The organism is Streptomyces sp. A3M-1-3 (assembly GCF_024213665.1).
Lineage (GTDB): Bacteria > Actinomycetota > Actinomycetes > Streptomycetales > Streptomycetaceae > Streptomyces.
On record NZ_JANAVP010000010.1, the window covers coordinates 95,374 to 114,825 of the forward strand.

Here is a 19,452-nt window from a genome sequence, read left to right on the forward strand (position 1 = left end):
TACGGGACGGCTACGCGCGGTTTTCATCGGCGGAGCGGACTGCTCAAAGCTTGACCGCAATCCCTGTGTGCGGCCGCTTGCCCCGACGCGCGATCATGGCCGGCCAGTCGACGATCCAGAACCGCCAACCGTACTTACGGGAGAGCAGCACCCGGATCGGACCGGTGTCGTCCAGCAGCCGCGCGGTGCCCTCCAGAACCGGGGCGCCCGCCGGGATCCGGCCGCGTACGTCGCACGGAGCCACGGTCACCCGGCTGTTGTTGCGGATGCGCTTGACCTTCCAGGAGTCCGTCTTGGTCCAGACGTACAGCTCGGTCCCGTCCGACACGGCCCAGACCGGCGTGGCGACGGGCGTCCCGTCGCGCCGGAAGGTGGTCAGGCTGACGTACGGGCTGCGGCCGAGCTCGTCGAGGTTCATGTTCGTGAGCCTATGCCGGCGCCGGTACGCCGCCCGGTGACCCCGGGGGGCGCCCCTCAGTACGCCCCTCAGTCGCGGGCGATGTCCGGTGCGATGTCCTCGTGGACGGGGTACTGGGACTGCTGCCGCGGTACGGCGATGCGGGCCGAGGGCGCCGGTGTCGCGGCCGGGCGGGCGCCGCAGAACGCCGCCTCCAGGGTGTCCGCCATGGTGACGAGCACCGCCGAGTTGTTGGACGTGTTCGCCAGCGCGCTGACGCTGCGCCTGCCGTCCTTGCTGGTGAACGCGTACGTGTAGTACCCCTGGACGGTACCGGTGTGGCCGTACACCGAGACTCCGCACGACAGGTCGCGGCGCCGCAGCCCCATCCCGTAGAACTGCTTGCCGTTGGGGTTGCTCGGCGCCCACTGCTGCATCTGCTCCAGCAGATCCGCGCGCACCAGACGGCCGCTCATCAGCGCCGAGAAGAACCGGTTCAGATCCTTGGGGTCGGAGATCAGCGCACCGGCGGCCTGCGCCCAGGAGGCCGTCTGCCGGGTCGAGTCGACGAGCGGCGCGCCGGCCTCGTCGGGCCTGAGATACCCGCGCGCGTACCTGCCGGGGATGACCGTGCTCGGGTGCACGTAGACCGTGTTCACCAGGCGGAGCGGCTTGATGATGCGGGATTCGTACGCCCTGCGCACCGACGCCCCGGTGATCTTCTCGATCAGCATGCCGGCCACCACGAAGTTCGTGTTGGAGTAGCCGAACGCCGTGCCCGGTGCGGGCGAGGGCGCGTGGGTCAGGGAGAGGTCGATGAGTTCCTGCGGGGTGAACACCTTGTTCCGTACGGCCTCGAAGCCGGGGACGGTCTGGTCGAACATGTCGTTCGTGTAGTCCCACAGGCCGCTCGTGTGGCTGAGGACGTGCCGCACGGTGATCCGGTCGTCGGGGAGCAGGCCCGGCAGGTGGCGGTTGACCGGCTCGTCCAGGCCCAGCTTGCCCTCGGCGACGAGCTGGAGGACGACCACGGTGGAGAAGGACTTCGTCGCGCTGCCGATCCGGAACCGGTCGGCGGTGCCGATCGGCCGGCCCGTCCCCCGGTCGGCGATCCCCTCGGCGACCCGGAATGTCCCGCCGACGCTGTCGATACGCGCCACGGCTCCGGGCGCACCCTGCGACACAGCCTGCGCGAGCACCGCTCGCAACGCCTCGACGCCGGGCTCCGGCCGCGGCGCCGGCTTCGCCACGGGCCGGGCCTCGGCGGCCTGTGCGGGCAGCACCGCGAGCATCAGCAGAGCCGCCCCCAGCGCGACAGCGCCGCCGGCTTTGCTTCGAAGCATCGTGGTCCTCGTTCTTCTCGTAACGTCTTCTGATCCGTCAGAAGCTGATTTCGGGACAGGGCCGGCCACGCGGCTCGAAGTGGTCCCCGACGGCAGGCCGATGGTAGGAGCGTGGGCGCGGTCCGGGGCCGCTCATCGAACGGCCCCGGCTGATCATCACCCGAAGGAGTGCGCGTGTGCGCGGGGCGCCTCAGCGTGTTGGGTGGACCACCATCGCCGAGCCGCCGCCCCGGCGGACCCTCTCCGCCGCCGCCAGCCAGCGGCCGTCCGGCAGGCGCTGGACGCCGGTCGCCGCGCCGATCTCCGGGTTGAGCCGGAAGCCGTGGCCGATGGCCTCCAGCTCGGTTCGCAACGGGCTGTTGAACAGAGCGGGTTCGAGTTCCGTCGTCGCCTGGTTGCGCTGGCTCGCACGCGGCGCCGCGATCGCGTCGACCAGCCGCATCCCCCGGTCCAGATGGCCCGTCAGCGTCTGCAGGACCGTCGTGATGATCGTCGCGCCGCCCGGCGAGCCGAGGGCGAGCAGCGGGCGGCCGTCCTGGAGGACGATCGTCGGGGACATCGAGGACCGCGGCCGCTTGCCCGGCCCGGGCAGGTTCGGGTCGTGGACGGCCGGGTCGGCCGGCGCGAAGGAGAAGTCGGTCAGTTCGTTGTTGAGCAGGAAGCCGCGCCCCGGCACGGTGATGCCGCTGCCGCCGGTCGACTCGATGGTCAGGGTGTACGCGACGACGTTGCCCCACTTGTCGGCCGCCGTGAGGTGGGTGGTGTTCTCCCCCTCGTACGTCGTGGGGGCGGCCTTTCCGCCGGACGCGCACGCGGCCGGGCGCCTCGGGTCACCCGGCGCGAGGGGGCTCTTGAGTACGGCGTCGTCCTTGATCAGGCACTCGCGCGCGTCCGCGAAGCGCTGGGAGAGCAGCCCTCGGGTGGGGACGTCCTCGAACGCCGGGTCGCCGACCCACCGTCCGCGGTCCGCGAAGGCGATCCGGCTCGCCTCGATGAACCGGTGCAGGTACCGCGCCGGTGTGGCCTTCGCCTTCGAAAGGTCGGTCCGCTCAAGGATGTTGAGCGCCTCACCGACGCTGGTGCCGCCGGACGACGAGGGCGCCATGCCGTAGACGTCGAGTCCGCGGTAGGAGACCTTCGTCGGGGCCTGCCGCTTCGTTCCGTACGCCCGCAGGTCCTTCGACGTCAGGTCGCCGGGCCGCACCACCCGGGTGGCCTTCGGGTCGACGGGGGGCTTGCGAACCGTACGGACGATGTCCTCGGCCAGTGCGCCCCGGTAGAGGGTGTCGACGCCCTTGCGGGACAGTTCGGCGTATGTACGGGCCAGGTCGGGGTTCTTGAAGGTGGAGCCGACGACGGGCAGTTGCCCGCCCGGCAGGAAGAGCCGGGCCGTGTCCGGGAAGTCGGCGAACCGGGCCTCGTTGGCCTCGGTCTGGGCGCGGAACGTGGCATCCACCGTGAATCCGTCCCGGGCCAGCCGCTCGGCCGGCTTCAGCAGCCGTTCGAGGGGCTTGCTCCCCCACGCGTCGAGCGCCGCGTCCCAGGTGGCGGGCGTGCCGGGGGTGCCCACGCCGAGGCCGCTCGTCTGGCCCTCGGCGAAGGCAATCGGCGCGCCGTTCTCCAGGAAGAGGGAGGAGTGTGCGGACTTGGGCGCGGTCTCGCGCCCGTCGATGGTGTGGACGCGGCGCTGCTTCGCGTCGTAGTAGACGAAGTAGCCGCCACCGCCGATCCCGGCGGAGTACGGCTCGGTGACGCCCAGCGCCGCGGCGGTCGCGACCGCCGCGTCCACCGCGTTGCCGCCCTTGCGCAGCACCTCGATGCCTGCTGCGGAGGCGTCCGCGTCGACGCTGGCGACCGCGCCGCCGTACCCGACGGCGACCGGTTCATTGACGGGCGGCGAAGTCGGCACCTGCGGTGGCGCGGTGGCCCCCACCGACACCAGGGCCGCGGCAACAGCGAGCAGGGACAGGCTCCGGGCGGGACGACGCATCCGTACCTCCAGTCGACGACCGTCCGCGCAGCGTAACTTCACCGCACCGCCCCGTCAGGACCGCCTCGAACACGGATACGCGGTCCCGCTAGCATGCCGCCCCATGACTGACGACGTGCGCAACATCGTGCTCGGAGTGGTGGCCGCCGGAATCAGCGCCTCCCTGGGCTGGTTGGCCCGGACCTATGTGTGGCGGCGGAAGTTGCACCGCAAGCAGTCCTTCCTGGGGCTGCCGAAGAACTCCGAGTCGCTGCTCGTGGTCAACCGGGAGGCGGGCAGCGACGGCGCCGTGCACCGCTTCGACGTCTTCGCGCTCCTCGAACTCGCCGCCCTGATCAAGGACTGCGGGGCGCACGCCCAGATCATCCAGCACGACACCGCGCAGCAGGGATTCGGCGAACGCACGGAGTTCTGCGTCGGCGGTCCTTACTCAAATCGGCGCATGGCCGCCCACCTTCAGTCCCTGCTGCCCGGGGTCGCGGTCAACACCGATACGGAGCCCGGCCCGGACCGCGGTTCTTTCCAGATCGGCAGCGAGCGCTACCGCATGGACGCCGGGACGGCGGAGTACGTCCTGCTGGCGCGGCTGACCGTCGGTCAGGGCGCCCGGCCCGTGTTCCTCTTCTGCGGGCAGCGCGCGATCACCAACCAGGCGGCCTCCCGCTATCTGGCACGCAACCACGAGAAGCTGGCCCGTAAGCACGGCGACAAGTCGTTCTGCCTGCTGCTGAAGGTGGTCAACTCGCGGGCGTACGGCCCCGATGTGGTCGAGCTGGTCGAGGACGTCACCCGCGCCGCGCAGACACCCGCCCCGCCCGTTCGTACCTCCCACCGAGCCGTGAGCTAGCGCGGTCCCGGCTTCCCCAGTTCCAGCGGCAGCGACTTGATGCCGTTGATGAAGTTGGACACCAGCCGCCGGGGCGGAGCCGCGAGCGACAGCTCGGGGAGCGTGCGCAGCGCCTCCTCGTGCAGGACCCGCAGCTGGAGCCGGGCGAAGTGGGCGCCGAGGCAGATGTGCGGGCCGTCCCCGAAGGACACGTGCGGGTTCGGCGTACGGGTCAGGTCGAGGCAGTGCGGCTCGTCGAAGACGCGCTCGTCGTGGTTGGCCGAGGCGTGGAAGACGACGACCTTGTCGCCCGCGCGCACCGGCTGTCCGGCGAGCTCGGTGTCGCGGGTCGCGGTCCGCCGGAAGCTGAGCACCGGCGGGTGCCGGCGCAGCAGTTCCTCGACGGCGGTGTCCACCGCCGCTCGGCCCGCGCGGAGTCTGCGCTGCTCGTCGGGTTGCTCTGCCAGCGCCAGAAAGCCGCCGGGCGCGGCGCTGCGTACGGTGTCGTTGCCCGCGACGGTCAGCAGGAAGAAGAACATCTCCAGTTCGGCGGCCGTGAGCCGGGTGTCGCCGTCCGTCGCGTGCGCGAGGGCCGTCATGACGTCGTCGCTCGGGTGGCGCCGTTTGTACGTCGCGAGTTGCTGCGCGTACGCGAACATCTCGCCCAGCACCGCCGGCGAGCGCGGATTGACCGGCCGCCCGTCCGGCCCGTGGGAGAGCGCGGCGGCCTCGTCGGGGTCCTGGTAGCCGATGACGCGCTCGGTCCACTTCAGCAGCATGCCGCGGTCGCTCTTCGGTACGCCGAGCAGGTCCGCGAGGTTGAGGAGGGCGTAGTCGTCGGTGACGGTGGCGACAAGATCGAGGACGCCGTCCTCGGCCACGTCCCGTGCCCCGGTCAGCAGCGCCCGCGCCCGCGCGCGGGCGGCCGCCTCGAAGCGGCCGGTACGGCCCGGGGTGAACGCCCGGCTGACCAGGCGGCGCAGCCGGCCGTGCGCGGGCGGGTCCTGATTGAGCATCATGCGGCGGATGAACGGCAGGTCGTCCGGCTCCGGATCGCGGATCTGGGTGGCGCCCAGCTCGGACGAGAAGGTCGCGGAGTCCTTGAGTACGCGGACTACGTCATGGTGCCGGGTGACCGCCCAGAAGCCGGGTCCGGCGGGCCAGCCCAGCACTTCGTACTCGTCCTGCCGGGCCACCGGACGGAAGTCGCGCAGCGCCCGGTAGCGGTCGTGGGGGATGCCGTCCGCGTAGATCCGCGGATCGAAGACGTCGGGGACTGTCACGGGCCCCACGGTGACCCCGCCGCCCGCGCCGGGCAAGACCGCCTCGGCCGAGTGGCCCGACGCAGCGCGGTCTGGGCTGAGTTCGGCCGCTGACACGATGGCCAATAATCGTTACCCTCGCGTAACTTACCGGAGAGTTACCTCCAGTAAGCCCCCGCGGTTACCGTCTGGTCACTTTGCATCGGCGTGAGCGAGGAGCGATCCACATGGCCCACCCCCACAGGCCCCTGCGCACCACCGCGATCGGCACCGTCTGCGCGGCACTGCTCGCCGGGACCGCCTTCGCGGCGGCTCCCGCGTCCCAGGCGGCCCCGGCCGCCGAGGCAGCCGCCGCGGCCGAATCCCCGACGGTCCGGTTGTATGACATCCCCGGCTCCGGCGGCATCACCCTCAAGGGCAATGTCTTCACCCCGGCGGGCGCCACCTCGAGCAGCAGGTACCCGCTGATCGTGCTGCCCACCAGCTGGGGCGTTCCGCAGTTCGAGTACGTGGCGCAGGCGAAGAAACTCGCCGACTCCGGCTATGTGGTGGTGAGTTACACCTCGCGCGGCTTCTGGCTCTCCGGCGGCAGTATCGAAGTCGCCGGCCCACCCGATATCGCCGACGCCTCGGCGGTGATCGACTGGGCACTCGCGCACACCGCCGCCGATCCGGAGCGCATCGGGATGGGCGGGGTCTCGTACGGTGCCGGCATCAGTCTGATGACCGCCGGCAGCGACAAGCGGGTCAGGGCCGTGGTGGCGATGAGCGGCTGGGGCGATCTCATCGAGTCGATCTACAGCGGCCGCACCCAGCACGTCCAGGCCGCCGCCATGCTCACCGGGGCCGGCTTCGTCACCGGCCGGCCGAGCGCCGAACTCCAGCAGATCATGGTGGACTTCCTCGGCTCCAACCTGGCCAGGGAGCAGCACATGATCGACTGGGCCAGGAAGCGTTCACCCGTCTACCGGGTCGATGAGATCAACAGCAACGGCGCCGCCGTCATGCTGGGCAACGCCTGGGGCGACAGCCTCTTCCCACCCAACCAGTACGCCTCGTTCTACGAGAAGCTCACCGGCCCCAAGCGCCTCGAATTCCGCCCCGGCGACCACGCGACCGCCGAGGGCACCGGCCTGCTCGGCCTGCCCAACGACACCTGGACCAACGCCCACCGCTGGTTCGACCGGTACCTCAGGGACGAGCGCAACGGCATCGACACCGAGCGGCCGGTTCAGCTGAAATCCCGCTCCACGGGCGGCTACGAGGGGTACGCGAGCTGGAAGGACGTACCGGACGGCGCCGAGCGGATCGCACTGGACAACACCCGGAACATCCACGCGAACATCGACTCGGGCGCCAACGGCGGCCTGATCTTCCTCTCCAGCATGCTCGACCAGTTCTTCAAGCTGCCGCCCATGGCCTCGATCCCGCTGCTGCCGCGTTCGTTCGCCGGCGTCTGGCAGTCCGAGCGGTACGGCTCCGCGCAGCACATCCGCGGCACGAGCGAGCTCCACACCACGGTCACCAGCACCAAGGAGAGCGGCACCCTCGTCGCCTACCTCTACGACGTGGGCCCGCTCGGCCTCGGCAAGCTGGTCAGCCATGCGCCGTACACCTTCCACGGCCAGACGCCGGGCAAGCCGTTCGCCGTAGACCTGGAGTTGTTCTCCACCGCCTACGACGTCCCGGCCGGCCACCGTCTCGCCCTGGTCGTCGACACCGTCGACCCGCTCTACATCGAGCACAACCCGTCCGGCGCGCAGCTGACCTTCTCCTCCCCCGCGGCCGACCCGTCCTACGTGTCGGTCCCGCTGCGCGAGAAGTGATCTCCGGCTGCTGCCGGGCGGGCCACTGCCCATGAGCTGCTGCACTTCCCCCTGCGCCCCTAAGGGCGTGGGGGGACCCCAGGCAGCAGCGTCCCTGGTTCGGCTCTCCCACGCCGCCTGCGGTAAACGTTCACGAGTGGCCCGCCCCCGGTCAGTGCTTGAGGATCTTGGACAGGAAGTCCTTGGCCCGGTCGGTCTCCGGGTGGGTGAAGAAGTCCGCCGGGGCGCGGTCCTCGAGGATCCGGCCCTCGTCCATGAAGACGACACGGTTGGCCGCGGAGCGCGCGAAGCCCATCTCGTGGGTGACGACGACCATCGTCATGCCCTCGCGGGCGAGCTGCTGCATCACCTCCAGCACCTCGTTGATCATCTCGGGGTCGAGCGCCGAGGTGGGCTCGTCGAAGAGGAGCGCCTTGGGATCCATGGCGAGAGCGCGGGCGATCGCGACGCGCTGCTGCTGGCCGCCGGACAGCTGGGCGGGGAACTTGTCGGCCTGGTCGGCGAGTCCGACCCGTTCGAGGAGCAGGCGCGAGCGCCGGTCCGCCTCGTCCCGCTTGCGGTCCCGCACCTTGATCTGCGCGAGCGAGACATTGGCCAGCACGGTCTTGTGGGCGAACAGATTGAAGGACTGGAAGACCATCCCCACCTCGGCGCGGAGCTTGGCCAGCGCCTTGCCCTCCTCGGGGAGGAGCTGACCGTCGATGGTGATGGTGCCCGACTCGATCGTCTCGAGCCGGTTGATCGCCCGGCAGAGCGTTGATTTCCCCGATCCGGAAGGGCCGATGACCACCACCACCTCCCCGCGGCCGACGGTGAGGTCGATGTCCTTCAGTACGTGCAACTTTCCGTAGTATTTATCGACGCCACGCAGCTCGATCAATGGATCGACGGCCATACGCTGCCCTACCCACTCTCAGCAGTGTCCGAGGTCAGCGCAAACTATCCAGCCCGAAATGGCACTTCACAACCGACACGCATAAATAGGGCATAAACCGTATTTTGGCCGAATTGCGCCCCGCATCGCATCCCGTCAGCCCTCCGAGGCCTCGGCGTACATCTGGGAAAGCTCCGGGGAGCCGGTGACCGCCCAGGAGAGGCCGGCCTCCACCACGTTGATCTCCCGGCCCGAGGCCAGCCGCACGACCGGCTGCCCGTTGGGCCAGACCTGCCAGCCCGCGCCCGGCACGGTACGGATGAGGACCGTGCCCAGGTAGAGGCCCGCGTCGTTGCCGAGCCAGGGCACATCCTCCGGATCCCGGCGCCAGCGCGGCATCAGCTGGTCCAGTGCCTCCAACGAGGCCGGGGTCTCGTCGAGTTCGAGCCCGGCCGCTCCCGCCTGAACACGCAGCAGCTCGCACTCGGAGAGCAACTCGGCCACGCTCGCCGGATCACTCTCGATCGCAGCGGTCAACGCCAGCCCCCGCACCGCTTCATGCCGCTTGCGCCAGTTGTCCAAGAAAGGGATGTTCATACCACCCAGCCTCGCATCCGTACCGGTCACGACACCACAGGCGCGCGGGAGTTGCCCGCACCGGACCCCAGGACCCCCGGACTCCCGGGCCCCCCTAGACCTCCAGGTCGAGGACGACCGGGGCGTGGTCGGAGGCGCCCTTTCCCTTGCGCTCCTCCCGGTCCACGTAGGAGTCCTTCACAGCCTTGGTGAAGGGGTCGTTGCCGTACACCAGGTCGATGCGCATGCCCCGGTTCTTGGGGAACGCGAGCTGGCGGTAGTCCCAGTACGTGTACGGGTGGTCGTACTTGAGGGGGCGCGGCACCACGTCCGAGAGCCCTGCCTCGCGCAGCGCGGCCAGCGCCGCCCGCTCGGCCGGCGTGACATGCGTCGCGCCCACGAAGAACGACGGATCCCACACGTCGTCGTCGGTGGGGGCCACGTTGAAGTCGCCCAGGACGGCGAACGGGCGCTCCCCCGCGGCGTCTTCGGCGACCGCCGCCTTCAGCGCCTCGATCCAGCTCAGCTTGTACGTGTAGTGATCGTGCGCGACCTCCCGGCCGTTCGGCACGTACACCGACCAGACCCGGACCGGGCCGCAGGTCGCGGAGACCGCCCGCGGCTCCTGAATGCCCTCGTAGTCCGGTCCGCCGGGCAGGCCGAGGTCCACGTCCTCCAGGCCCACCCGGGAGACCACCGCCACGCCGTTCCACCGGCCGGAGGCGTTGACCACGGCTTCGTAACCGAGCTCGCGCAGCTCGTCGTGCGGGAACTGCTCGAGGGTGCACTTGGTCTCCTGGATGCACAGCACGTCGGTGCCGGTGCTCTCCAGCCAGGCCAGCAGCCGGGGCAGCCGGGCGGTGATCGAGTTGACGTTCCAGGTGGCGATACGCATGTGCACCAGCCTATCGGCCGGGTCCGACAGCCGGGATTCGTCAGAGGTCGGTCGAGTCCCCGGCGGTCAGCCGGCCGTGGTCGGCGCCGCCGAGATTGCCCAGATGTGTGTCGTAGATGGGCCGCGCAAGATCGGTGAGCAGCGCGTCGTGGATGTCGATGGCCCGCTGCGGCTTGACCTCGCGCACGTACTCGATCACCTCGGAGATCTTGTTCCACGGGGCCATCACCGGGACCATCAGCGTCTGGACCGGCTGGTCGGGGACCGTGAACGCGTCGCCCGGGTGGAAGACGGAACCGTCCAGCAGGTACCCGACGTTGGTGATCCGCGGGATGTCCGGATGGATCACCGCGTGCAGTTCGCCGTGCACCTGCACGTCGAAGCCTGCGGCCGTGAAGGTGTCGCCGTGGCCGACCGTGTGCACACGGCCCGGGAACGCCGCCGAGATCCGGTCCGCGACGCTGCGCAGGGTCCAGACCGCGGCGCCCGGGTTGGCCTCCAGGGCGGCCCGCAGCCGTTCCTCGCTGAAGTGGTCGGCATGCTCGTGCGTGACGAGGACGGCGTCCGCGCCCACCGCGGCGTCCTCCTCGCTGAAGGCGCCGGGATCGATGACGAGCGTCTGCCCGTCCTTCTCCAGCCGGATACAGGAGTGGAGCTTCTTCGTCAGCCTCATACCGGCCATCCTGCTACGGCTGGGGCGTCGTCTCCTCCTGAATGACGGCACAGACCACCCTGAAGGCGGAGTCCGCGGCCGGCATTCCGCAGTAGACGGCCGTCTGCAGGATCACCTCACTGATCTCGGCCGGGGTGAGGCCGTTGCGCAGGGCGGCGCGGGTGTGGGCGGCCAGCTCCTCCAGGTGGCCGCCCGCGACCAGCGCGGTCAGCGTGACGCAGCTGCGCGTACGGCGGTCCAGGCCCTCCCGGGCCCACACCTCGCCCCACGCGTAGCGGGTGAGCAGTTCCTGGAAGTCGCCGGTGAGGTCGTCCGCCGCGGCCAGGGCCCGGTCCACATGGGCGTCGCCCAGCACCTCGCGGCGGATCTTGAGACCGGCCTCGTACGGGTCGGGACGCCCGGCGGCCTCGGGCGCGGGGCCGGGCTCCGCGGTGACCGGTGCCTGCGGCGGTACCGGCACGTGCAGGGTGTGCGGTGTCGCGGCCGGCGCGAAACCGGCGGCGTCGAGCGCGGGCTGCCAGGCGCTGCCGAAGTGCCGGACCAGCAGGTCCGTGACCGCCGCGGGCTGCTCGACCGGGGCCAGGTGCGAGGCGCCGGGCACCACGGCGAGCCGGGCGTCCGGGATCCCGGCAACCAGGGTGCGGGCGTCGGCGGGGCCGGTGTCGCGGTCCTCGGAGCCCGCCAGGACGAGGGTGGGGACGCCGATCCTGCCCAGTTCGGCGCGGATGTCGAAGGCCGCCAGCGCCTCGCAGGCGGCGATGTAGCACTCGGGGTCGGTGGTCCGCACCATCTGGACGGACCACTCCACGATCGCGGGCTGCGCGGCGGCGAAGGTGTGCGTGAACCACCGGTCGGGCGCGGTCCTCGCCATCGGGTCGAGGCCGTTGGTCCGTACGATCACGCCACGCCGGCGGAACTCGTCGGCCGTACCGAACCGGGGCGAGGAGGCGACGAGCACCAGCGACGCGAGCCGCTGCGGATGGCGCAGCGCCAGGTCGGCGCCGATCGCGCCGCCGATGGCACAGCCCGCGTAGCCGAAATACTGAACGCCGAGCTCGTCCAGGGTGGCGAGGAGCCGGTCGGCCAGTTCACCGACGGACGGCGCGGGCTCGGCGGGTGCGCCGCCGTGTCCCGGGAGGTCGAACCGCAGCACTCTCCACGCTTGCGTCAGCTCGGGTATCTGCCGGTCCCACATGTGCCATGTGGTGCCGAGGGACGGTCCCAAGATCAGGACAGGTGCGTCTTCTGGCCCGTCAAAGCGGTATTGCAGGACGTTCGTCGCACTCTCACTCACCCGCTCACGCTCCCACATCTCACAATTTCTCACTGACTGGGGTCGGGACGCTCGCCAAACCTCGACGCCGACTGGACCACCTGAGTGGCGAATCCGCCCTTGTCGAGCACGTCGGCCGCCTCGCCGATGATCTCGTCGCCGCGCCGACCGGGAGGCGGCTCGTAGAACAGCCACAGGACGCCTTCCGGCGCGAGGCGGTCTCTTGCCAGTGCGAGCTCGTCGCGAGCCGGGCCGGTCCAGAAGAGGTTGACGTTGATCGCGAAGATCTTGTCGAAGCGCTGGCTGCCGATGCCTGCGGCGGCGAGGCCGGCTGCCGAGAAGGCGGAGGTGACGACGTTGCTCCGGCCGGTCCGGATGCCATCGGCATTGCGCTCGAGGGCGCGTGCGGTCATCGTGGCGGAACGGTCGATGGCGGTGATGCTGCCCGTGGACAGCAGCGGGCAGATCAGCTCGACCGCGACACCGCCGCCGCATCCGATCTCCAACAGCCGTCGGCCGGTACCACGGCCAGTGTCTCGATCGCCCACCTGATGCGGTCCGGTACCGCCGCTGCCGCCGTCACAAAGAACGAGTCCAGGACCGGCCGGGCGGCCTCCGCCCGGCCGGTCCGAAGAGTTCAACGCCGCCGAGGAGCAGAGGCCGGCGAGGTGGCTGCCTCCCAGCACACCCGTCCGCGCCCGTCGTCGTGCTGCACGGTGTGCTACAAGACCTTTTCGCTCTCCGCCAGCTCGCGGGCGGCAGCCGTGATGTCCGTCAGCAGTCCGTCGATCTCCTCCTCGGTCGTCGTCGGGTTGAGGAAGACCAGTTTCAGGTGGACCTGCGGCCTGCCGTTCGGGCCGGTGATCTTCGTACGGGCGAGCAGGGCCCGGCCCTCCGCCATGAGCTTCCTGCGTATCGCCGCGTTCCAGGCGCTCTCGTCCTCCACGGGGGTCGCGTCCGCGGGCCGGCAGCGGAAGATCACCGTACTGAGCAGCGGTTCCGCCACCAGGTCCAGGCCGTCGATGGCGGCGATGCGGGTCGCGGCGTAGCGCGCCCGTTCGTGGCAGGCGTCCACCCAGGCGCCCATGCCCTCGCGGCCGACCGTCAGCAGCGAGGCAGCGATCTTGAAGGCGTCGGAGCGGCGGGTGGTCTGGAGGGACGTGCCGAGCAGGGCGGTGAAGCCGGCGGCCTCGTCGTCGGACGGGTTCAGGTAGACGGCCTGCTGGTCGAGGCAGTCCATGTGCCGTTGGTCGCGCACCAGCAGCACGCTCGAAGAGGCCGGGGTCCAGCCGAACTTGTGCAGGTCGAAGGCGACCGAGTCGGCCTGTGCCAGGCCGTCGAGGAGCGGGGCGAGCGTCGGCGAGAACAGCGCTCCGATGCCGTACGCCGCGTCGACGTGCAGCCAGATCCGGTACTCGGCTGCGAGCGCCGCGAGCTCGGGCAGTGGATCGAAGGACCCGTGATCGGTGGTGCCGGCCGTCGCGACCAGGGCCACCGGGACCTCGTCGGGGGCGAAGCCGCCGAGTATCCGCCTGGCCTCGTCGGCGAGCATCCGGCCCCGGTCGTCCACCGGCACGGTCACCACGGCGTCCCGGCCGAGGCCGAGGAATCCGGCGGCCCGTGCGATCGAGAAGTGGGCAGCCGCCGAGCAGAGGATGCGCGGGCGGATCCGCCGCCCCGCCAACCCCGCCCGGGACACCTCCCCCGAGCCGGGGCCCGTCGAGTCCACGTCCTTCAGTGCATGGTCCCTGCTGAGCAGCAGCCCCATCAGGTTGGAGATGCTGCCGCCGGGGGTCAGGGTGCCCGACGCCTCGTCGCCGAAGCCGACCCAGGAGGCCATCTCCTTGATCAGCTGTCGCTCCAGTTCGAGCGCGAAGGGGCCGCTCTCCCAGGAGTGCAGCGACTGGTTGAGTACGGCGGCCAGCAGTTCGGCGGCGGCGGACGCGGCCGTGGGCGCGCACTGCATGCGGGCCACGGCCGACGGGTGCGTGAGGTCGGCCGCCCACGTCGCGTACGCCTCGAAGAGGTCCGTCACCCGCTGCGCGCTGGGCTCATCGGCGAGGAACTTCCCCCCGCCCATCGCCTCGCGCACCGCGGCCACCGCCGCGTCCGGCCCGCCGGCCGGGAGCGGGCCGCCGCGCTTGAGCGCGGCGTCGCCGAGTGCGCCGAGGGCCGTGTCCAGGAGGGTCCTGAGCTGTTCCAGACCCTCCGGACGGCCTGCCAGCGCTGCGTTCCTGCCTGTGTCGATCATCTTTATTCGGTTCCTTGGGTGAGGGTGGGACTGGGGGCGGGGGTGGGGCTGGGGGCGGGGGTGGGGCTGGGGGCGGGGCTGGGGTTGGTACGGGGCGGACGCTGCCGGGACGGCCGTGTGCTGCGGATGACGCCGATCGACGCCACCACCACCGCGGCCAGCCCCAACGCCTGTGCCAGGGAAAGGGTTTCGTGCAGGACGAGCAGGGCGACCAGGGCGCCGATCGCCGGTTCCAGGCTCAGCAGCACCCCGAAGACCAGCGCCGACACCCGGCGCAGCGTCTCCATCTCGCAGGTGTACGGGACGAGTGACGACAGCATCGCGACGGCGAAGCCGAAGGCCAGCACCTCCGGCCGGGCCAGCGCCTCGCCGCCCTCCGCCAGTCCGGCCGGCAGCGAGCACAGGGTGCCGAACGCCATGGCGAGCGCGAGTCCACCGCCGCCGGGCAGCACCGCCCCGACCCTGGCCGACAACGGCACGTACGAACCCCAGAAGACGGCGCAGGCGAGGGCGATCAGCAGGCCGGTCAGGCCGGCCGCGCCGCCCTGCCAGCCCAGCAGCGCGATGCCGCACGCCGCGAGCACGATCCAGAGCCTGTCCCTGGCCCGGCGCGAGGACAGCGCCGCGACCGCGAGCGGGCCCGCCATGCCCACGGTCAGGGCCACCCCGACCGGCATCCGGGCCATGGCCAGGTAGAAGCAGATGTTCATGCCCGCGATGGCGACGCCGAGCGCTGCCACCGCGCCCGCCGTACGACGGTCCAGGCGCAGCGAGGGCCGCCACCACAGCAGCAGTACGACGGCCGCGAAGCCCAGTCGCATCACGGTCATCGCCGCCGGGCCCACCGTGCCGAACAGCTGCTTGGCGAACGCCGCGCCCAGCTGCGTGGTCACCATCCCGATGAGCATGAGCAGTGGCGCCGGGACCACGCCGATCCCCTTGCGCCCGGTGATCGTTGCCGGTGCTGTCGCCGATGCCTTCGTCGCCGTACTCGTACTCATGTCGACACTCATGGCGTCCTCCTGCCTCCCCTTGTCGTCTACGTCACGGCGTGAGCAGGACCTTGCCCGTGGTGACGCGGCCCTCCAGCAGTTCGTGCGCCCGCGCCGCGTCGGCCAGCGGCAGCTCCGCGTGCACGTTCGGGCGTACGACGCCCTGGGCGACGTAACCGAAGAGCTCGGCGGCCGCGGCCCGAAGGGACGGCGCGTCCGGTACGTGGTCGGCGAGGGTGGGGCGGGTGAGGTAGAGCGAGCCGGAGGTGCGCAGCAGCTCCGCGTCGAAGGGCGGTACGGGACCGCTGGACAGGCCGCAGACGACGAGGGTGCCGCGACGGCGCAGCGCCTTGACGCTGGTCTCGAACGTGGCCGCGCCGACCGAGTCGTAGACCACGTGCGCGCCCTCGCCGCCGGTGAGTTCGCGCACGGCGCCCGCGAAGTTCTCGTAGGGCACGGCGTGTTGGGCACCCGCCGCGAGGGCGATCTGCTGCTTCTCCTTGCTGGAGGCGACGGCGACGACGTTCGCGCCCCGGTGCGCGGCCAGTTGCACCAGCAGCTGGCCCAGGCCGCCGGCCGCCGCGAGGACGACGACGGTCTCGCCGGACGCCACGGGGTGGGTGGTGTGGCTCAGGTAGTGCGCGGCGAGTCCCTGGAGCAGGACCGCCGCCGCGTCCTGGAGGGACACGGGCTCGGGGACGGGTACCAACTTGGCCGCCGGTACGGCCGTGTACTCGGCGTAGGCGCCGAGCTGGGTCGCGTAGGCGACGCGGTCGCCGGGTGCGATGCCCTCGATGCCCTCGCCCACGGCAGTGACGATTCCCGCCGCCTCCTGGCCGGGGACGAGCGGGTACGGGGCCGGGTAGGTGCCGTTGCGGTAGTAGACGTCGATGAAGTTGAGGCCGATCACGGCGTTGCGGACGACGGCGTGGCCGGGGAGGGCGGACGGTTCGGGGAGGTCCGTGGGGGTGAGGGCGGCGGGGCCACCGGGCTCGGTGACGTGGAGGGCTCGCATCATGTCCGTTCCTCGGTTCGCTGTGTGCGGGGGTGGGAGTGGGGGCGGATGAGGGGGCGGGGCTTGGCGGCCGGCTCCTCCTCCTGGAACACGTGCCGGAAGTGGTTGATGTCGCCGGTCAGTCCCTGCATCAGCGTGTCGAATCCGGGTTCCGGGCCGTCCACCGCGTTCAGGAGTTCCTCGTTGCGGCGCAGGTGGGTCGCCGAGAACGGCAGCGCGCCGGTCGACAGGTAGCGGATGGCGCCCGCGGCGTCGCGCCGCGGGATCAGGTCGGAGCGGGCGTAACGGCTGGCGCTGAAGGGGATGTCGAGCCGGCCCTGCGCGAACGCCTGGCCGATCGCCTCTGGCAGGTCGGCGCGTTCCAGGAGTGGTTCGACGAGGTCGGCGACCTCCGCGAGTATCCACTCCATCTCCTCGGCGACCTGGTTCTGGTCGACCTTGATGAAGTCGAGGAGGGGCGAGTTGGCGCGGTCGGCCAGCCGGAGGCCCTCCACGTTCGCCGCCGTGTCCGGAATCCCGTACGCCTCCTGATGGGTCTTGGTGATCAGTTTGGAGGCCCCGCCGAGCCGGGCGACGAGCGCCCCGTAGAGGATCAGGTCCTCGGCATGGGCCCGCTCGCGCGGGAAGACGCCCATGAACTCGTGCAGCACCGCGTGGACCGTGACCCCGGCGGGGAGATAGCGCTCGGCCAGTACGGGGATGCTCCGCAAGGCCGCGACGTCCTGGGCGAGATGACCACCCTGCGGGTACGCGACGGAGATGCAGCGCACGCCGGCGCGGGCGGCGAGGACCGCCTCCAGGACGCTGATGGCAAGGCTGATGGAGGGCGGCACGAGGACGGCGGTGAGCGTGCCGAACAGCTCCCGGTCGATGACCACGCCGTGGTCGGCGAGCTCCCCGCAGCGCCGGTCCACGTCCTGCCAGGCCCCGAGCGAATCGGCCAGCGGCACGGCCTTCGAGTAGGGCAGGTTGTACGAGATCCCGCCGCCCTCGAAGGAGGTGATGCCGGAGGCCACGGACACGTCGAAGAGGATGCGGGCGTCCGGCGAACCGTGCCGGATCTCCAGGGGCGCCGCGAGGAGTTCGTTGATCTCCCTGCCGCGCCGCCAGCCGTGGGCCACCAGGGGGTAGCCGTTCAGGTCGGCGGGGCGGAGGTTGAGGGTGCGCAGCGCCTCCTCGAACCGCAGGAGCCGGGTGTGCGAGTCGATGGTGAGCGTGAGGATGTCGGGCGCGGCCTCGGCCTCCAGGGTGGCCAGGAGTGCCTTCATCTCCTCGTGCCCGCCGACGCCGCACCGGGGCTGGATCGCCACCCGGCCCTGCGCCCGGCACCGGTCGAGGACCTCGGCCGCAGTGAGCTTGCCGAGCGAGGTGATGTACGCGGCGGACTCGGCCGGCGTCGGCAGCGTCGCCGGGTTCCCGTCCCCTTCGGCGGGCCTGCGGGGGGTGCGCGCTCCCGCGCCGAGCGGGGGCAGCGAGGTCAAACTCATGACGCCGCCATCCCGGAGGTCACGGCCGACCGGTCGCGTGCCGCGCGCAGTTCGTCGAGGAGAGCCGGCAGCTCGGCCGGGTCGGACAGGATGTGGTCCACGCCGGTAGCGTAGAGACGGTCGAGCGAGGAGGCGTCCTTGTGGCTGCCGACCGACAGGTTGCCGCCGACGACCACGGGGCACGTGATCCGGCCGGACTGCTTGGCCCGGTCGAGACCGCGCAGGTCCTCGTGGACATGGCCGTTGAGGCTGCCGATGACGACGGCTTCGGCGTCCGGGTACTGCGCGCAGGCCTCGGCGAACTCCTCGACCGGGGTGCAGGTACCGAGGTTGACGACGTCGAAGCCGAGGCCGCGCAGCGAGTAGGCGATGAGGTGGTTGGCCACCGCGTGGCTGTCGCTGGCCGCGACCCCGAGGATGACTGTGCGAGGCGCTGATTCCTGGTGGGGCGTTGTCCGCATCGAAAATTCCTGAATCGGGATAGGGGCCGGGGCCGGGGTATGAGGTCGCGCGGTGGCGTCGGTGATCGGAGGCTCAGTCATCGAAGGCGGCGAAGAGTTCGCGCTTGCTGACAGACTTCAGGCGGTTCACGTCGAACTCCTCGGCGTCGGCCGCGGCCAGCGAGTCGAAGACGTAGCTGATGGCGGGCGCCAGGCCCCACACCTCGTGGTACGGCGGCCGGTTGCGGTCCCCCGCCGCTGCCGCCTCCTCGGCGTCCTGCCGGCGGACGAAGATGTAGTTCGACCAGTCCGTGCTGCGCGGGTGCCGGTGGTGGTAGTCGTGCACCACCGTGTCGCCGGTCAGCACGAGGTAGCGGCACGGGGCGTGCACGAACAGCAGCCGCAGCGTCCAGCGGCTCCAGGCGAGGGCGCGCCGCCCGGCGGGCAGCTCCGCCGACGGGACCCGGTCGCCGATGAAGATCGCGTTGGTCAGCGAGGCGAAGTACGCCCGGCTGCGCCGGTCCTCGAGACCCGGCTCGGGGAAGGTGTGCTTCACGCACAGCCGCAGGGTGTTGCTGATCTGGAACATCGGGACGAGCGGTACGAGCCAGACGACCAGCAGCGCCTGCCACGTGCCCGTGACGACGGTGGCAGCGAGTGCCGTGCCGTACAGCGCGAGCGCGGTGACCTTCTCGCTGCGCGCCGACTCCTTCGAGAAGGACCGCACGCGGGAGACGGCGAACGCGAGGTGGAAGCGCGGTGAGACCAGCCTTCCGAGGAGCCGGTGCCACATCTGACGGCGGGTCATTCCCGGGTGCATGCCGAGGCTGACCAGGAAGGCCTGGACGGTGGGGTCCTGCAACGTCATGTGGTGGGTCGCGTGGTGGTCACTGACGTGCTCACGGCTGTAGCGCTGGAAGTTCTGGATGACGAGCAGGCTCGATATCGCGTGGCCGATGGCCCGGTCCGGCTTGCGGCTCCGGTACATGTTCCGGTGCGAGCACTGGTGGTAGACCATCATCCGGAGGTTGCGCATCCCGTGCAGGGTCATCGCCCAGCCGGGCAGCAGGAGCAGCAGGAAAGCGCCGCCGAGCACGTAGCCAAGGGTGCTCACCAGGACGCCGACGACCATCGATGCCGTCGCGGTCGCCAGGTGGAGGGTGGGGGTCCAGCCGAGGGACTTCTGCTGGGGAAGGGCCTTGCCGGTGAAGATCGTCAGCGGGTACTGAAGGATTTCGGGGAGAGCGGTCATGCTCTGCCGGGGGTCCTGCGCCACGGCCACCTGCCGGTGGGCGGCGAGGGGTTCCGGGTTGATCACAGTCACGGGGGCTC

18 protein-coding genes are annotated in these 19,452 nt (G+C 71.0%); 2 read left to right on the top strand and 16 right to left on the bottom strand.

All coding sequences use genetic code 11. The features are described 5' to 3' along the window. Nucleotides 1–43 precede the first annotated feature (43 nt). The 3 genes from NLX86_RS13905 to ggt form a co-directional block, all read right to left on the bottom strand. The gene (locus tag NLX86_RS13905; RefSeq protein ID WP_254371981.1) at nucleotides 44–418 is read right to left on the bottom strand and encodes a PPOX class F420-dependent oxidoreductase; all 375 of its coding nucleotides are present in this window, start codon (nucleotides 416–418) and stop codon (nucleotides 44–46) included. Nucleotides 419–486: 68 nt separating this feature from the next. Beyond that, nucleotides 487–1,740, bottom strand: a complete 1,254-nt coding sequence (locus NLX86_RS13910; protein ID WP_254371982.1) for a serine hydrolase — start codon at nucleotides 1,738–1,740, stop codon at nucleotides 487–489. Between the two features lie 190 nt (nucleotides 1,741–1,930). Beyond that, the gene (ggt, locus tag NLX86_RS13915) at nucleotides 1,931–3,730 is read right to left on the bottom strand and encodes a gamma-glutamyltransferase (RefSeq protein ID WP_254371983.1); all 1,800 of its coding nucleotides are present in this window, start codon (nucleotides 3,728–3,730) and stop codon (nucleotides 1,931–1,933) included. 103 nt (nucleotides 3,731–3,833) lie between these two features. Between ggt and NLX86_RS13920 the strand changes: the two genes are divergently transcribed. Continuing rightward, nucleotides 3,834–4,577, top strand: a complete 744-nt coding sequence (locus tag NLX86_RS13920) for a hypothetical protein (RefSeq protein ID WP_254371984.1) — start codon at nucleotides 3,834–3,836, stop codon at nucleotides 4,575–4,577. Here the strand turns inward: NLX86_RS13920 and NLX86_RS13925 are convergent. After that, a complete protein-coding gene (locus NLX86_RS13925) occupies nucleotides 4,574–5,839 on the bottom strand; it encodes a cytochrome P450 (RefSeq protein WP_254371985.1) in 1,266 nt (421 codons plus the stop codon). The two genes, NLX86_RS13920 and NLX86_RS13925, sit on opposite strands and share 4 nt — an antisense overlap. A 206-nt stretch (nucleotides 5,840–6,045) precedes the next feature. Here NLX86_RS13925 and NLX86_RS13930 point away from each other — a divergent pair, with 206 nt between their 5' ends. Further along, on the top strand, nucleotides 6,046–7,644 hold the full coding sequence (locus NLX86_RS13930) for a CocE/NonD family hydrolase (RefSeq protein ID WP_254371986.1): 1,599 nt from the start codon (nucleotides 6,046–6,048) through the stop codon (nucleotides 7,642–7,644). A 151-nt stretch (nucleotides 7,645–7,795) separates the two neighbouring features. Here NLX86_RS13930 and NLX86_RS13935 read toward each other — a convergent pair whose 3' ends face one another. The 12 genes from NLX86_RS13935 to NLX86_RS13990 form a co-directional block, all read right to left on the bottom strand. After that, nucleotides 7,796–8,539, bottom strand: a complete 744-nt coding sequence (locus NLX86_RS13935) for an amino acid ABC transporter ATP-binding protein (protein ID WP_254371987.1) — start codon at nucleotides 8,537–8,539, stop codon at nucleotides 7,796–7,798. Nucleotides 8,540–8,674: 135 nt separating this feature from the next. Continuing rightward, on the bottom strand, nucleotides 8,675–9,115 hold the full coding sequence (locus NLX86_RS13940) for a DUF6278 family protein (RefSeq protein WP_254371988.1): 441 nt from the start codon (nucleotides 9,113–9,115) through the stop codon (nucleotides 8,675–8,677). A 94-nt stretch (nucleotides 9,116–9,209) separates the two neighbouring features. Beyond that, nucleotides 9,210–9,989, bottom strand: coding sequence for an exodeoxyribonuclease III (locus tag NLX86_RS13945; RefSeq protein ID WP_254371989.1), 780 nt, complete (start codon nucleotides 9,987–9,989; stop codon nucleotides 9,210–9,212). Nucleotides 9,990–10,029: 40 nt separating this feature from the next. Continuing rightward, entirely contained in the window at nucleotides 10,030–10,662 is a 633-nt protein-coding gene (locus tag NLX86_RS13950; RefSeq protein ID WP_254371990.1) for an MBL fold metallo-hydrolase, read from the bottom strand. Nucleotides 10,663–10,675: 13 nt separating this feature from the next. After that, complete coding sequence (locus NLX86_RS13955; protein WP_254371991.1) at nucleotides 10,676–11,956, bottom strand: alpha/beta fold hydrolase; 1,281 nt, start codon at nucleotides 11,954–11,956, stop codon at nucleotides 10,676–10,678. Nucleotides 11,957–11,985: 29 nt separating this feature from the next. Beyond that, nucleotides 11,986–12,441, bottom strand: a complete 456-nt coding sequence (locus NLX86_RS13960; protein WP_254371992.1) for a class I SAM-dependent methyltransferase — start codon at nucleotides 12,439–12,441, stop codon at nucleotides 11,986–11,988. A 215-nt stretch (nucleotides 12,442–12,656) separates the two neighbouring features. Then, complete coding sequence (locus NLX86_RS13965) at nucleotides 12,657–14,186, bottom strand: pyridoxal-dependent decarboxylase (RefSeq protein ID WP_254371993.1); 1,530 nt, start codon at nucleotides 14,184–14,186, stop codon at nucleotides 12,657–12,659. 2 nt (nucleotides 14,187–14,188) lie between these two features. Further along, entirely contained in the window at nucleotides 14,189–15,199 is a 1,011-nt protein-coding gene (locus NLX86_RS13970; protein WP_254371994.1) for a DMT family transporter, read from the bottom strand. 31 nt (nucleotides 15,200–15,230) lie between these two features. After that, a complete protein-coding gene (locus NLX86_RS13975; protein WP_254371995.1) occupies nucleotides 15,231–16,196 on the bottom strand; it encodes a quinone oxidoreductase in 966 nt (321 codons plus the stop codon). Then, a complete protein-coding gene (locus tag NLX86_RS13980; protein ID WP_254371996.1) occupies nucleotides 16,193–17,680 on the bottom strand; it encodes a methylaspartate mutase in 1,488 nt (495 codons plus the stop codon). The genes NLX86_RS13975 and NLX86_RS13980 overlap by 4 nt, the downstream gene beginning before the upstream one ends. Then, a complete protein-coding gene (locus NLX86_RS13985; protein ID WP_254371997.1) occupies nucleotides 17,677–18,141 on the bottom strand; it encodes a cobalamin-dependent protein in 465 nt (154 codons plus the stop codon). The genes NLX86_RS13980 and NLX86_RS13985 overlap by 4 nt, the downstream gene beginning before the upstream one ends. Before the next feature lie 73 nt (nucleotides 18,142–18,214). Continuing rightward, the gene (locus NLX86_RS13990) at nucleotides 18,215–19,444 is read right to left on the bottom strand and encodes a fatty acid desaturase (protein ID WP_254371998.1); all 1,230 of its coding nucleotides are present in this window, start codon (nucleotides 19,442–19,444) and stop codon (nucleotides 18,215–18,217) included. Nucleotides 19,445–19,452 lie beyond the last annotated feature (8 nt).